We start from the raw sequence: 13887 nt of genomic DNA on the forward strand, positions 1-13887 counted from the left end.
AATGTAAACAAAAAAATCCAGATTGGACTAAAAAATACAAAACATGAGAAAAATAAAAGCCGGCTCAGCCGGCTTCGAGATCTGGCGCAGGCGGCCAAACCGCCCGCCCAAGCGCGATCAGCGTCCCAGTTGCAAACGCGGCGCGCCAAACGGCACCGGCTCGCCATTGGGATAGGCGTGCGGCCACACCAAGGGCGGCGTGCTCCAGGCGAAGTCCTGGCCCTCGAACTCGATGAAATAAGCCTGCCAGCCCGGCAGCGATGCGTCCGGCCGGAATTCAAAGCGGCAGTTGCCGCGGCGGCACTGGCCTTCAATCGCCTTGGGCTGATAACGGATGCCGGAATTGAAGCGGAAATCCCGGCTCGCGGGGTTATGCGCCAGCCACAGCGTCGCCTTGCCCGCCTCGCGCTCCGCCACGCTGACGCGCAGCCGGCCGCTGGCCGGGTCCGCGTCCACCTGCGCCCGCGGCATCGGCTTGCCGGCCAGCCAGCGGCGCATGAACTGCCGCAAGGCCTTGCCGATCTGATCGCCCTTCACATAGTGCGACTGATTGGGCAGATAGCGCAGCTGGGTGGGGCCGGCGAAGTCCGGCAGATAGCTCCAGGCGGAGTCCGGCACCGCGAAGTCGTCGCCGGAAGCGGAAATCATATACTTGCTCAAACGCGCCATCCCGGCGCGGTAATTGACCACGTCCTCGAAGCGCAACAAGGCGTCCAGACCCGGCCCTCCTTGCAGCACATCCTCGGTGATGCCGTTGCGCTGATAATCGCGCAGCGCCGCCGGCCACTGCTGGCCGTAGCTGTTGTAGACGTGGGTGAAGTTGACGCGCACGTTCCAGAAATCCGCCACCACCGGCACGATGGCGCTCACCCGCTTATCGTTCAGACCGGCCAGCCAAGCGGCCCAGCCGCGCTTGGACGCGCCGGCCACCACGAAACGCTCGCTGCCCGGCAGGCTGCGCTGCAAGGCGTCCATCGTCGCGCTCACCGCCTGCGTCATCGGCAGATGCAGGGAGCTGAAACGCTCCGCCTGCGGCTGATCCACCGTTTTGCGCCAGGTATAGGCCACCAGCGCGTCCTCGCGGCCGGCCGGCTGCTCGTCCAATTGCAAATCCTGGTTCGGCACGAAATACAGCTCGGCCACCGGCACGCCCAGATCGCGCACCAGCGCTTCCGCCGGCAAGCGGTCCGGCAGCTTGGGCGGCTGCGCATGATTGCTGCCGCCGTTGACGTACAGCAGCACCGGCGCGCCCGGCTTGCGCGTCAAGGGCAGGACCAGCTTGTACTGCTGCTCCCACAACGGCGCATTGCTCCCAATGCCGCTGCCGGCTCCCGGCCATTGCTGCGACACCATCCGGTACATGCGCACCTCCACCCCGTCTTCCACCACCGAACTGAGCAGCTCGGCCGGCTGCTGACTGGCCTTGGCCTGTTGCAGATAGTCGGCAACCACGGTGGAGGCGGGCTGAACCGACAAGGACTTGGCCGGCGCGACGGCGGGCCATGACAAACACAGCGCGGCGCAGGCGCGCAGCGCGAGGGGAAGAGAAATGTTCATCGGCGGAATGTATTAATTGTTAGAGAGTGGATGCTCGATTCTGCAATGTTTAGGGTAAAGACTCAAGAAGTTTCAAAGTACCAGCTCCCAACAACAGGCCTGATCAACCAAGTGGTACATCCATTCCCTCCCCATCTATTAAAAATGCTCTAACTAATAAAATATTTTATAACCAGCTAAACTTTATTTCCGCCATCGCCACACACAACTCAAGACAAATTACCTTGAGCAAAATCAAATACGGAATTTTGCACACCAAGAAAATGCACATTCTGTAAAAATCAACACCCTTTACAAAATACTAAAACAAGCATCCAAACCCCACAAAAAGTGGAGCCTAATCCAGTCTACAACTTAAAACCAGCCTCCTAAACTCAGTCTTAATTGAAAATACTTTGACATCTCCATGCCAATGGGTTATACAACGGTACACCATAATAGCTTTAAAACCAATGACTTTAAGTTTTTAAAGTTCACCGCAAATATTTTTACACAAAAAAGTACTAGCATGGACAATTCATTAACTAGACGAACAAAAAATATAATATTTAAATTTGAGGCACACACCACAGATGAATCAAATGAAAATACATCGTTTACTTTAGATTTTGAAGAGGGAAGGTATAGGCAAAAAGAGCTTGTAGGCCTGATTCGGGATATCGCTCCTTATTTTGCGCTGACCGAGAAAGAAATTGCGAGCTTAGATAGATCTGACTGGAATAGAAGAAGTTTCTGCAGGATATCAGATGCTCACAAAAACTCGAAGGGAGACTATGGCGAATTATTATTATATATTTTGCTTAACACCTTTCAGAATACGCCCAAGTTCGTCACAAAAGCTCGTTTAAGATCTTGCACAAGAGAACAAATAAAAGGGTTTGATTGTGCGCACTTCTCACTAGAAAGTAACAATACAGTTTCATTATGGCTAGGCGAAGCAAAATTCCATCAAAACTTCTCAACCGCCGTTAGCTCTGCGCTAACATCGTTAAGTGAGCACATAACTAATTCAGAAAAAATAAAATCAGAGTTGCGCTTATTAGGTGGGGAGATTGAAATAAATAAGCAGCTAGAGCCAGAGAAGTATGCTCTATTAGAGGATTATGTGAATGGAGGAAAGTCTCTTGAAAAAATTCCCATCAGAGTTCCCGTACTCATTACCTATGATAGTGATTGCATAAAAAACTTCCATGGGTCCGAAAATGCTGACATAGAGAATGTAGCATTTCGTGAAATGCTGCTAAACGAATTAGAGGTCAAATTCAAAACAATAAAAGAAAAATCATGGCCATCATCAAAGAACATAAAAATAATTTTCTTTATTATGCCTATGCATTTAGTTTCAGAGATTAAAACAATGCTTGATCAACTTGAACAAGTCATGAAATTCTAAAAATGAAAAACGACATCACACTCACTATAGATAGAATAGTAAAAAAACAAGCAACTCATATTGAAATAGAACAAACCCTCATAAAAGTATATCGTTTATTGGACTCTATCGAAGATAGCGATTACAACCTCTGCATACGGGCCATTTGCCATATTGCCAACATGGGAAACAAAGACCCCATGATCAAGCAATTACTCCACGACAACATCACTAAGTCCAGAATTTTTTTATATGATAACTTGCTCCAACAGCAAGACAGCCAATATCTCCCTCAACAATCAGTTCAAGACTCCCTATTAAAAAGCCTTTATACAAGCCACATAAGCAACACCACTCTTACCAAGCCACAGAAAGAAATTTTTGATACTTTTCAAAAAAACAAAAGACTAATAGTGAGTGCACCCACATCATTCGGCAAAACCAGAATAGTTCAAGAAATAATCTCACACAACAACTACACAAACATAGCCATTATTGTCCCTACCGTATCTTTACTATCAGAGCAATATCACGAGCTACGAGACAACATCTCTGGGTATACCATCACAAAATCATCAAAAACCAACATAAACCCTGATAGTAAATATATTTTAGTATTAACTCCTGAACGACTAAGTGCGTTTATTGATGAAAACCCAAATTTTATCATTGACTTTTTTGTTATGGACGAGATATACAAAGTTGATTTTAAATTAGAAGATGAGCGATTTAGAATTTTTGCCGATGTGTTATATCGTCTAGCAAAATCGAAATCAGATTTTTATCTCATAGGACCATACATATCTAATTTTAGCTCCAAATTTCAGAGATCATTCAATACACCATTTATAAAATTTAACACAGAAATAGTACAAAAAGATTTCTACGATATTTCTTCTCAAGGCGAGCACTTTATAGAAGGAACATCAATAAAATCCATTAAAGATAATTTCAAAAACTTAATTAGAATTTTAAATAAAGAAGAAATTGATGGAAAATTCCTTATATATAGATATCAAAAAAGATTTGTTGAAGATACCGCAAAAAAACTTGCCCAAACCATAGAAACAAAAACATTCAACACTAGTTTTATTGAGTATTTAGAAAAAATGATCTCCCCACAATGGAATCTTATTTCCTGCATAAAAAAGGGGATAGGATTTCATCATGGTGGCATGCCACGCTACATCCAAGATTTAATTGTCGATGAATTTAACAAAAACGATGAAACAGGGTTAAATTATCTGATATGCACGACCTCATTAACTGAGGGAGTAAATACTTCAGCAAAGAATGTAATTCTTTACGACACCAAAATAGGAACAGGAAAAGCAATAGGAAGCCTCGATAGAAAAAATATTGAGGGTCGTGCAGGACGATTCATGCGTCACTTTGTGGGACGTGTTTTCTATTTTGAAAAAGTAAATATAGAAGAAACCAGCAACACAGACATTGAGATAGAATTTTTTGAGGATCCAAACCCAGCTATCGAAGCAACAATTCAGCTAGATGAAGAGGATCTCTCTGAAATTGGTCGTCAAAAAAACAACTCTCTCAAATTACGATTAAAAAACAAAAACATCCCTTTGGAATTATTAAAATCAAATAAATTTATCTCTATAGAGGGGCAAATAAGTCTTATCCAAGCACTTAGATCAAGCCATCATTCCCTTGAATTTTCATCCCAAATTCCAAACAAAGCAACGACAAAGTTGATGCTTTCGTATATATATGATCATTTATTTTCCGAGAAGGATATTAGCAGGAACTTTAGAGAGCAAAAAGGAAAAGACCTTTTATTACAACTCACAAGTTTTTACCTTTATCATTCCCCATCATTTTCTGAACTACTAAATAGTGACACTTTGGCTTATATGCGAAAAGAAGTTGACTCTCGAATTAGACTGACGTTTGAGCTAATATCAAAATACTTTGAATTCACATGGCCAAAATATTTAAAATCATTTCAAAATCTATATAACCATGTAGCCAAAGAGAAAAACTCTCCTCAAATCTCCCTGGAACTTATGATTGCAAAACTTGAATATGGCACCATAAAAAATCATGAAATTATTTTAAAAGACTCCGGAATACCAAATGAAATTGTCAGGAAAATATCACATCACTTTTCTGATTGCTTCAGCTTTGAGGAAATACAAAATAAAAAAACCACTGTATTAAAAGAAATCATCAATTCCATCCATCCAATCGAAGCTGTTATTATTAAAAAATACCTATAATCCCATCTTTAAGATGGCCCTTGACCTCCCCTATCCAGTCAGACACAATGCTCCGGTGCTGACTATTAATCAGTACTGGGCATGGAACCCCATTCGACACGTACGGCGAACTGGCCGCTTTTGCGGCCATTGTTCATGCAGTCTGCACGCCTATAAGGCGGGCGCGGACGGCAAGGACGGCGTTTGCCGTGCCGATTTCGTACGTGGTCGGTGTTCCAACCTTGCAGTCTCGTGCCCGCCAATCCCGCTTGGAACCGGGAAGTGGGTTGATTTCACGTAGCAGAATGCAGGAGTAACAACATGTCCCAAACCCTACCCCCGCGCCGTTTCTACCGGCTCAAGCCCCACGAAACCCAAGCCACCCAGCTGCCCTTCGTCCGTTACCTGCCGCTGCGCGGCCAGCCCCACCATTGGCAGATGCCGCCCGCCGACGACTACGTGGACGCCTGCGCTTATGGCCGCGAATGCGCTGCCCATCTGGCCCAGTTCTTCAAGGACCAGCCTCATAGGCTGAATCAGGGCCTGCTCGGTAAGATTGCCCGCGATGTGGATTTCAACGACCCCGGCCATGCCCGCGGTTATTGGATGGGCTTTTTCAACTACGCCGAGCAATTGATGGCGCTGGGCGCCATGCGCTGCGATGTGTTTGCCCATGTGGACAGCGTGCACGCCTTGCATCAGGCGCAGACGCGGAGGTCCGAACTGGAAGACAAGGTGCCATCCCGCCATAGCTAAACGGCGGACGCAGCGGCGCGGCGTACCTGCCCGCTGCCGCCCTCCCCGCTGTGCTCTATAAAGAAGCCATATCCTTGAGCCTGGCCGCGCGGCCGGGCCTGGCCGGCAGCTTGCCGGCGCATTCATTCGACAGGCGGGGGAGCTCCATGCGGCGGCGCGCGTTTTTACTGGCATCTCTGGGCCTGCTGGCCTGGCCCCGGCTGGCGGCGGCCGCGACGAAGCCCGCGGTGACCCTGGTGCTCAAATCACTGAGAAACCCCTTCTTCAGCGTGATGACGGCCGGCGCGCGCAGGCACCACGCGCAGCACAGCGGCGACTATCAGCTGACGATAGACGGGGTGCAGGGGGAGACCGACCTGGCCGGACAGATCAAGATCGTTGAAGCCTGCATCGCCCGCCGCGAGCAGATCCTGCTGATCACGCCGGCGGACTCCCGCGCCATCATCCCGGCGCTGATCAAGGCGGTGCAAAGCGGCCTGTTGGTGATCAATCTGGACAACAAGCTGGACGACCGGGCGCTGGCCAGCCACGGCGTCAACATTCCCTTTGTCGGCCCCAGCAATTTCAGCGGCGCGCGCGCGGTGGGTGACTATGTGCTGCGGGCCTTGAAGCCGCGCAGCAAGGCGGCCATCATCGAGGGCCTGCCCGGCTCCATCAACGCCAAGGCGCGCAGCGACGGTTACCGGGAGGCGATAGCCAGCGCCAATATGACGCTGGCCGCCCTCGCCTGGGGCGATTGGGAGCGGGACGCCGGGCGGGCGGCGGCGCTGAAGCTGATGAAACAGACGCCGGACCTGGCCGCGCTCTTGTGCGGCAACGACAATATGGCGATTGGCGCGGCGCAGGCGGTGACGGAATTGAAGCGGGACGGCAAGGTCTTGATCGGCGGCTACGACAATATCCCGGAGATGGCCGCGCTGCTGGCGTCCAAACGCATTTACGCCACCGCGGACCAGCACCCGGCCTTGCAGGCGGAGTACGCCATCCGCCTGGGGCTGGAATCCTTCAACAAGCGGCTGACGCAAAGCGAGATGCAGAGCATTGTGCGCACGCCGGTGGATCTGGTGAAGTCTTGAGCCCGCCGCCCGCGTTCAGACGGCTGGCGGCGGTGCTGGCCGGCGCCGCCTGCCTGGCCCAGGCCCAGCCGCTGCTGACCGTGGTGGCGGACGCGCATCCGCCCTATCTGACGCCGGCCCGAGACGGCCTCGGCGGCCCCTACGCCGACGCTTTCCGCTACCTGACGGCCAAGGCCGGGCTGGAGGTGGCGCTGAAAGGCGTGCCGGCCAAGCGCGCGTATTTCCTGGCCGCCGCGGAGAAGAACACCTGCGCGCTGGATGTGAACTTCGACCAGGGCAAGGCGGAAACCGTCAGCTATGTGGCCGCCATCTCGCCGGTGGTCTTGCAGGCCTACGTGGCCCGCGGCAACGCGGCGCCGTTCAAGAATCTGCGCGATATGCGGGGCATGACCCTGGGCACGGTGGACATTGCGGAAGCGCGCGATCTGCTCAGTTCCGCCCAGCTGAGCTACATCCCCATCGCCAAACCGGCGCTGGGTTTCAAAATGCTGGCGGCCAAGCGGCTGGAGGTCTTCGTCAGCGACACCCCGCCCGCGCCGGAGGACGGACCGCCGCCGCGCAAGGCGCTGGCGCTGACGCCGGCCGAGCGCTGGCTGATCTGCCATCCGGACACGCCGCCGGCGATTCTGGCCAAGCTCAGGCAGGCTTTGCGCGCCGGCTTGTTCGCCAAGGAAACGGCCTTCATCTGGGACAAATACCGGCTGCACGGCTTGTTCCTGGAAACCCAGGCCGCCTGGGAGCGGAGCCGCCAGTAGGACGCCCTTCCCCGCATGCCGGGCCGAGGCGGGGCCTTGCGGCTGAGACGGCGGCTTGGCGCATGGCCGGCCTCAACCGCCGCCGCCCCGGAATATCGCCCAAGCACTCCTCTCCCTCACCGCCCCGCGCGGAAGTCGTTCTCAAGGCCGCGCCGCCGACGCCGGACGCCTCCTCAGCCAGGCTTCGGCGCACGGCGCTCGCCCGCCACCTGTCCCAAAGCGCAGGCATCATTAATGCCTTTTGCATTAATCTTCAACGATAAATCGCGTCATGCCCTGTTGGCGCAATAACTTACAGCCGCCCGCTTTTAAAAAACCCCATCGGGCCTGCGCGCCCGACGTTTTCAGGATTCCCTCATGCTCAATCGCCTCCTCCCAATCTGCTCCGGCGCCGCGCTGACGGCGCTAACCCTATGCCTGTTGTCCGCTGCGCCGGCTCAGGCGGCGGATTGCCGCGTCACCCCGGATGTGAACGCCAGCGTCAAATCCATGGCGGACAACACCGCGATGGAAGGCCATGTCAGCATCCATATCCACGGCCAGCCCACCCAGGCGGGCAAATCGCAGTTCGACAGCTGGGACCAGTTCAAGGCCGCCTTCACCACCTGGCAGGGTTATCCCGGGCCCAAAGGCCCCAAACCGGCCATATGCGGCACCCGGGCGGCGGAGTCCGATTGCGTGCCGGAGGGCACTCTCTATCCCAAGGGCTGGCCCGGCGCGCTGCCCAGCACTTGCAAGGAGGTGAACGCGGCCGGAGTCTGCACCCTGTCCATCCCGTTTCCCGCAGGGCAGCCCATTTTCCTGTCATTCCGCTACGCCAAGAACAGCAAGGGCAAGTGGATCCTGAATACCGCCTATCCCAGCCTGAACTCGAATTGCTCCTAAGAACCTGTTCACGATCTACTGCGCTGCGGCGATACCGCGTTAAAAACAAGCTCAAAATGCTCATGTACCACGTGTACATTCCGCTTTTTCGCTCGTTTTTGCCTTGTCTCGCTCTTGCTCGCGAGATCGTGAACAGGCTCTAAGACCCGCTAACAAAACCCCTGATCCCGCGTTGCGCCTCCTTGTCGTACGACTTGTACTGCCTGCGTCGACGCGCCTTGGCTCAGGTTCTCTGCGAGCTTTTGTTAGCGGCTCTAAGCAGCGGATCAATGTCTGCCGCGCTTCAGCGATACGGCGTTGAACAGGCTCTAAGCCGCGGGTCTGGCCGCGCTTGGTAAAACTGCCAAGCGCGGCCGCGCTGCGCCGCTCTCGCTTCCGGCTATGCTGGACGCTCGACAAACTCGCGCGAGATGAGCGATGAAAAGCAAGATGGCGGCAGCCGCCGCGATTACGGCGCTGCTGAGCGGCGGCGCAGCCGCGGCCAATTGGCAGTTGGCGTGGCAGGACGAATTCAACGGCGCGGCGCTGGACGGCGCCAAATGGCGGCTGGAATCCGGCCCCGGCCCGTGGGGCCTGCATGAGCTGCAGTACTACACCGCCGGAGACAATGTGGCCGTGCGCGACGGCGCGCTGCATATCGCCGCGCGGCGGCAGGCTTACGGCGGCCGCGACTATACCTCGGCGCGCCTGCGCAGCCAGGCCGCCTGGCGCTACGGCCGGATCGAGGCGCGCATCAAGCTGCCTTACGGCCAGGGCATGTTTCCGGCGTTCTGGATGCTGAACCAGCGCTGGGATCAGCCCGCGCATTACGGCGAGATCGACATCCTGGAAATGGTGGGCAGCGAGGCCGGCGCGGAAAACGCCACCGTCTGGGGCAGCGCGCACCGGCCCAAGCCCGGCGCGCCGGCCGGGACGGTGCAAACGGCGTCGGCCTCCTATGTCACGCCGGATCTGGGCTGGTTCAACGACCGTTTCCACGATTTCGCCGTGGAGTGGTCGCCGGCGGCGATCCGCTACTTCGTCGACGGCCAACTCTATCAGACCGTGACGATGAAAACCGACGGCGGCGACGGCTGGAGCGCCCTGCAAGAACCGGCCTTCATCGTGCTGAATCTGGCGGTGGGCGGGGATTGGGCCGGCGCGCCGGACGCGTCCACGCGCTGGCCGCAGGAGATGGTGGTGGACTATGTGCGGGTGTACCGGGACGCCGCCGAACCCGCCGCGCGCCGTCGGGCGCCGGCGTCGGCCGCCTCGCCGCTGCGTTGAGCCGTCATCCCGCTGTCACGGGCGGCGGATATATTGGCCGGAGGGTTCAGGAACAAGTCCTCCCCTCCTTTGTATCTATCGATGTCCTCTTGCCGCCCCCAGGGGCGGCTTTTTGTCGCGCCCGGCGATAGGCCCACATAAAAAAAACCCGCCGGATTCGGCGGGTTTTCCGTGCAGGCAAAGCGGCGCGCTCAGCTCATATCGCTGCGGCGGTACAGGCTGAGGCCGATGGCCAGCACCGCCAGCATGCCGGCGCAGCTGCGGTTGATCCAGCCCATCACGCGGGCGGAGAAGGTGCGCATCGCGTGGCGGCCGCCGTAGGCGTAGATGAACATCATCACGCAGTCCACGCTGGCGGTGACCACGGCCAGAATCATGTATTGCGGCACCGCCGGCTGGTCCTGGCGGATGAACTGCGGCAGGAAGGCGGTGAAGAACAGCAGGCCCTTGGGATTGGACAGGCCCACCACCAGGGAACGCAAAAACGTGCCGCGGCCGCTGGCCTCGCCGCTCTGGGCGCTGGCGGCCAGCGCCTGGGTGGGCGCGCGCCACATCATCCAGGCCAGGTAGACCAGATAGGCGGCTCCGCCCCATTTGACGATGGAAAACAGTTGTTCCGACGCTTGCAGCAAGGCGCCCAGGCCGCAGCCCACGGCGGCGATCAGCAGCAGATCGGACAGCACCGCGCCGGCAAAGCCGTAGCTGGCGATGCGCATGCCGTGGCTGGCGCCGTTGTTGAGCGCCAGCAGCATGGACGGACCGGGGGTGATCATCACGGCGCTGACGGCGACGATGTACAGCAATAAGGTGGCGAAACTCATTCAAAACTCCAGGACGGCTATCATCTATGACTTGGCGCGGCCACCCGGAAACAGTCGACGACGACGGCGCGCGAAACGCGGCGTCTTGGCATGAAGCAGGGAACTGGGTAATGCGGACAGGGGCGGCAAACAACGCAGAGCCGGCATCATAATATAAAAGCCGGCGCGGCTGTAGTGGCATATTGGCTTATGCTTATGCGCTTAAAGAAGAAGCGCTCCCTCTTTACCTGCCCGCCACGCGCCTCCGGACGCCCGGGAACGCGCGCATCCGGCACGCCCCCGGCCCCTTCAGTCTCGTCGCCGGAGGCGCGCCTCGCTCAGACCTCGCGCCGCTTTTCGTACAACAGGTCCCCGCCCTCGGCCGGGCCGGCCTGCCGCCAGCCCTGACGCTGATAAAAGCCGTTGGCGCGGATGGCCGCGTCGCCGTCGGTCGTCAGCCGGATCACCGGATGGCGTTGAAACAGCGCGGCCTCGGCCTGGCTCAGCAGTTGCCGGCCCAGGCCCAGGCCCTCGAACGCCGGCTTGATGAACAAGGCGAACACTTCGCCGGCGTCCAGGTCCGCCATGGCGAAGCCGGCCGGCTGGCCGTCCTGCTCCGCGATCCAGGCGCAGGGCGCGGCGGCGATAGTTTCGGCGATGGTCTCGGGCGTGATGCCCAGGTCGGCCAGTTGCTCGATGGAAAGGTGGTTTTGCCGGACGCTGGTGCGGATGTCGAACAGCGCGGCGATGTCGGCGCGGACGGCCGGACGGATGGTGGAACTCATATGCTTCCTTGCGGGCCGCCTCCTCCCCGGATCGGCAGGCGGCTCTAAATTAAAGAACATAACCGGGCCGGGTGGGACCGCCCGCCGGCGGCAAAGTTCACCCACCGCGGCCCCGCGCCGGGAACCAGCGTCCGGCCAGCCGCTCCATATTGCTATTCCGTCCGCAAGCGCGGGCGGCCCTCTGCCAAGGAACCGTGTCGATGCGATTGATTGCGCTGCTGTTGTTTGCCCTGCTGGCCTACTGGCTGATCCGCCGGGCGCTGAGCCCGACGCGGCCGGACGCCCCGCCGTCCGGCGCCGTCTCCGAGACCGAGCGCGCCTGCCAGGTGCTGCAAGTCGCCTGGCCCTGCTCCGCGGAAGAACTGAAAGCCGCTTACCGGGCGCGGATGGCGGAATACCATCCGGACAAGGTCAGCGCCCTGGGCCTGGAGCTGCGCGAACTGGCGGAACGCAAGAGCAAGGACATCAACGCCGCCTATCAGCGGCTGCTGCCGCTATGCGCCGACCGGCGCTAAGAACCTGTTTACGATCTCGCGAGCTAAAGCGAGACAAGGCGAAAACGGCTGAGAAAGCGGAATGTACAAATGCTACATGAGCATTTCGAAGGTGTGCTCACCGTGTAAGGCTCCACGACGCGCAGCAGATCGTAAACAGGTTCTAAGCGCGCCCCGCCAACGCCGGCCCCGGCCCGCCGGTTGACCCCGCAACAAAATCTTCATCAAACCCTCTCCTGGCCGAAACATGCGCCCACTATGCTGTGCCGGTTTTTTTCATGCCCGGAACATAACATCATGCGCATCCTCAGCCTGACCCTGGCCGTGACGGCCGCCATCGGCCTGGCCGCCTGCGGCAGCAGCGGCGGCACCGCCAGCGGCACCGCCAACAACAACCAGGGCCTACGTCCCGCCGCCAAGAACGTGATCTTCTTCCTGGGCGACGGCATGGGCATCAACACCACCACCGCCGCCCGCATTTACTCCGTGGGCGAAGACGGCGAGCTGACCATGGACACGCTGCCGGAGAGCGGCTTTGTCAAAACCTTCTCCAACGACGCCCAAGTCACCGACAGCGCGCCGTCGATGTCCGCCTACATGACCGGCGTGAAGATGAACAACGAAGTCATCTCCATGTCCACCGACACCCAGGCCAAATCCCCCACCGCGGACTTCACCTCCAACTGCGGCAGCGGCAACGGCCAGCCGGTCAGCACCCTGCTGGAGCTGGCCAAGGCCGGCGGCAAGGCCACCGGCGTGGTCACCACCACCCGCGTCACCCACGCCACCCCGGCGGCCACTTACTCCCACGTTTGCCACCGCGACGCCGAATCCGACATCGCCGCCCAACTGGTGCCGGGCGGCGCGCTCTTCAACGCCAAGCTGCAAGACGGCGTGGACGTGGTCTTCGGCGGCGGCCGCCAGTTCTTCCTGCCCAAGGCCGCCGGCGGCAAGCGCGCCGACGGCCGCGATCTGGTGGCGGAGCTCAAAGCCAAGGGCTACGGCTACGCCGCGGACAAAACCGGCTTCAACGCGCTGGACCCGGCCAAGACCACCCGCGCCGTGGGCTTGTTCACCAGCAGCCACATGAGCTACGACCTGGACCGCGACGCCTCCAAGGAACCCAGCCTGGCCGAGATGACCGCCAAGGCCATCTCCATGCTGGCGGACCGCAAGGACAAGCAAGGCTTCTTCCTGATGGTGGAAGGCGGCCGCATCGACCACGCGCTGCATGAAACCACCGCCAAGAAAGCGCTGCAGGACACCGTGGCCTTCGATCAGGCGATCAAGACCGCCATCGACGCGATGAAACAGCGCGATCCGGACCTGAAAAACACCCTGATCGTGGTGACCGCGGACCACGACCACACCCTGGTGCTCAACGGCTACGCCCAGCGCACCGGCAAGACCACGGCCGGCAACCCCGGCGTGCTGGGCCTGGTGAAGAACTACGGCAACGGCAGCCTGGCCACCGACGCCGACGGCATGCCCTATTCCATCATCGGCTTCGGCAACGGCGAAAACCGCGTCAACGGCAACCGCAACGCCGCCGCCGCGCTGACCGACGCCGTGGTGTCCGCCAACGACTACCACCAGGAAGCGGCGGTGCGCATGCCGGCCGGCGGCGAAACCCACGGCGGCACCGATGTCTACATCGGCGCCATCGGCCAGGGTTCGGACGCCTTCCACGGCTTCCTGGAAAACATCGACGTGTTTGGCCTGGTGAAGAAAGCGGCCGCGCTCTGAGAACCTGTTTACGATCTCGCGAGCAAGGGCGAGACAAGGCGAAAACGGCTGAAAAAGCGGAGTGTACACACGGTACACGAGCATTTTGAAGACATTTTCAACGCCGTATCGCTGACGCGCAGCAGACCGTAAACAGGTTCTGAGCCGCCACCCCCAAACGCTACATAAACCCATAC

12 protein-coding genes are annotated in these 13887 nt (G+C 57.4%); 9 read left to right on the plus strand and 3 right to left on the minus strand.

Going from position 1 to position 13887, the window contains the following annotated elements; all coding sequences use genetic code 11:
* Positions 1-117 precede the first annotated feature (117 nt).
* Positions 118-1557 (minus strand): PhoPQ-activated protein PqaA family protein, encoded by a 1440-nt coding sequence (locus DB032_RS12410; protein ID WP_107799770.1) that lies wholly within the window; start codon positions 1555-1557, stop codon positions 118-120.
* A gap of 406 nt (positions 1558-1963) precedes the next feature.
* On the opposite strand from DB032_RS12410, the gene DB032_RS12415 reads away from it, so the two are divergent.
* From DB032_RS12415 to DB032_RS12445, 7 genes are all read left to right on the plus strand, one after another.
* Complete coding sequence (locus DB032_RS12415) at positions 1964-2950, plus strand: DUF1837 domain-containing protein (protein WP_107799771.1); 987 nt, start codon at positions 1964-1966, stop codon at positions 2948-2950.
* 2 nt (positions 2951-2952) lie between these two features.
* Positions 2953-5169 (plus strand): DEAD/DEAH box helicase, encoded by a 2217-nt coding sequence (locus DB032_RS12420; protein WP_107799772.1) that lies wholly within the window; start codon positions 2953-2955, stop codon positions 5167-5169.
* A 300-nt stretch (positions 5170-5469) separates the two neighbouring features.
* Positions 5470-5904, plus strand: a complete 435-nt coding sequence (locus tag DB032_RS12425) for a hypothetical protein (RefSeq protein WP_107799773.1) — start codon at positions 5470-5472, stop codon at positions 5902-5904.
* A gap of 146 nt (positions 5905-6050) precedes the next feature.
* A complete protein-coding gene (locus DB032_RS12430) occupies positions 6051-6980 on the plus strand; it encodes a substrate-binding domain-containing protein (protein ID WP_158274299.1) in 930 nt (309 codons plus the stop codon).
* Positions 6977-7735 (plus strand): hypothetical protein, encoded by a 759-nt coding sequence (locus DB032_RS12435; RefSeq protein WP_107799775.1) that lies wholly within the window; start codon positions 6977-6979, stop codon positions 7733-7735. The genes DB032_RS12430 and DB032_RS12435 overlap by 4 nt, the downstream gene beginning before the upstream one ends.
* Positions 7736-8092: 357 nt before the next feature.
* A complete protein-coding gene (locus tag DB032_RS12440) occupies positions 8093-8620 on the plus strand; it encodes a hypothetical protein (RefSeq protein WP_107799776.1) in 528 nt (175 codons plus the stop codon).
* 417 nt (positions 8621-9037) lie between these two features.
* The gene (locus DB032_RS12445) at positions 9038-9886 is read left to right on the plus strand and encodes a family 16 glycosylhydrolase (RefSeq protein ID WP_107799777.1); all 849 of its coding nucleotides are present in this window, start codon (positions 9038-9040) and stop codon (positions 9884-9886) included.
* A gap of 191 nt (positions 9887-10077) precedes the next feature.
* On the opposite strand, the gene DB032_RS12450 is transcribed toward DB032_RS12445, so the two are convergent.
* Both DB032_RS12450 and DB032_RS12455 read right to left on the minus strand, forming a co-directional pair.
* Positions 10078-10707: a LysE family translocator gene (locus DB032_RS12450; protein ID WP_107799778.1), complete on the minus strand. Its 630-nt coding sequence runs from the start codon at positions 10705-10707 to the stop codon at positions 10078-10080.
* A gap of 317 nt (positions 10708-11024) precedes the next feature.
* Positions 11025-11471 (minus strand): GNAT family N-acetyltransferase, encoded by a 447-nt coding sequence (locus tag DB032_RS12455; RefSeq protein WP_107799779.1) that lies wholly within the window; start codon positions 11469-11471, stop codon positions 11025-11027.
* Positions 11472-11671: 200 nt separating this feature from the next.
* Between DB032_RS12455 and DB032_RS12460 the strand changes: the two genes are divergently transcribed.
* Both DB032_RS12460 and DB032_RS12465 read left to right on the plus strand, forming a co-directional pair.
* The gene (locus DB032_RS12460) at positions 11672-11986 is read left to right on the plus strand and encodes a DnaJ domain-containing protein (protein WP_107799780.1); all 315 of its coding nucleotides are present in this window, start codon (positions 11672-11674) and stop codon (positions 11984-11986) included.
* A gap of 276 nt (positions 11987-12262) precedes the next feature.
* Positions 12263-13711, plus strand: a complete 1449-nt coding sequence (locus tag DB032_RS12465; RefSeq protein WP_107799781.1) for an alkaline phosphatase — start codon at positions 12263-12265, stop codon at positions 13709-13711.
* Positions 13712-13887 lie beyond the last annotated feature (176 nt).

The organism is Chromobacterium sp. Panama (genome assembly GCF_003052555.1).
Lineage (GTDB): Bacteria > Pseudomonadota > Gammaproteobacteria > Burkholderiales > Chromobacteriaceae > Chromobacterium.

What these genes read in the sequence shown, in the direction of transcription:
- DB032_RS12460 (WP_107799780.1), top strand. Translation starts at nt 11,672, where the DNA reads ATGCGATTGATTGCGCTGCTGTTGTTTGCCCTGCTGGCCTACTGGCTG.
- DB032_RS12465 (WP_107799781.1), top strand. Translation starts at nt 12,263, where the DNA reads ATGCGCATCCTCAGCCTGACCCTGGCCGTGACGGCCGCCATCGGCCTG.
- DB032_RS12445 (WP_107799777.1), top strand. Translation starts at nt 9,038, where the DNA reads ATGAAAAGCAAGATGGCGGCAGCCGCCGCGATTACGGCGCTGCTGAGC.
- DB032_RS12430 (WP_158274299.1), top strand. Translation starts at nt 6,051, where the DNA reads ATGCGGCGGCGCGCGTTTTTACTGGCATCTCTGGGCCTGCTGGCCTGG.
- DB032_RS12420 (WP_107799772.1), top strand. Translation starts at nt 2,953, where the DNA reads ATGAAAAACGACATCACACTCACTATAGATAGAATAGTAAAAAAACAA.
- DB032_RS12455 (WP_107799779.1), bottom strand. Translation starts at nt 11,471, where the DNA reads ATGAGTTCCACCATCCGTCCGGCCGTCCGCGCCGACATCGCCGCGCTG.
- DB032_RS12440 (WP_107799776.1), top strand. Translation starts at nt 8,093, where the DNA reads ATGCTCAATCGCCTCCTCCCAATCTGCTCCGGCGCCGCGCTGACGGCG.
- DB032_RS12410 (WP_107799770.1), bottom strand. Translation starts at nt 1,557, where the DNA reads ATGAACATTTCTCTTCCCCTCGCGCTGCGCGCCTGCGCCGCGCTGTGT.
- DB032_RS12425 (WP_107799773.1), top strand. Translation starts at nt 5,470, where the DNA reads ATGTCCCAAACCCTACCCCCGCGCCGTTTCTACCGGCTCAAGCCCCAC.
- DB032_RS12415 (WP_107799771.1), top strand. Translation starts at nt 1,964, where the DNA reads ATGCCAATGGGTTATACAACGGTACACCATAATAGCTTTAAAACCAAT.
- DB032_RS12450 (WP_107799778.1), bottom strand. Translation starts at nt 10,707, where the DNA reads ATGAGTTTCGCCACCTTATTGCTGTACATCGTCGCCGTCAGCGCCGTG.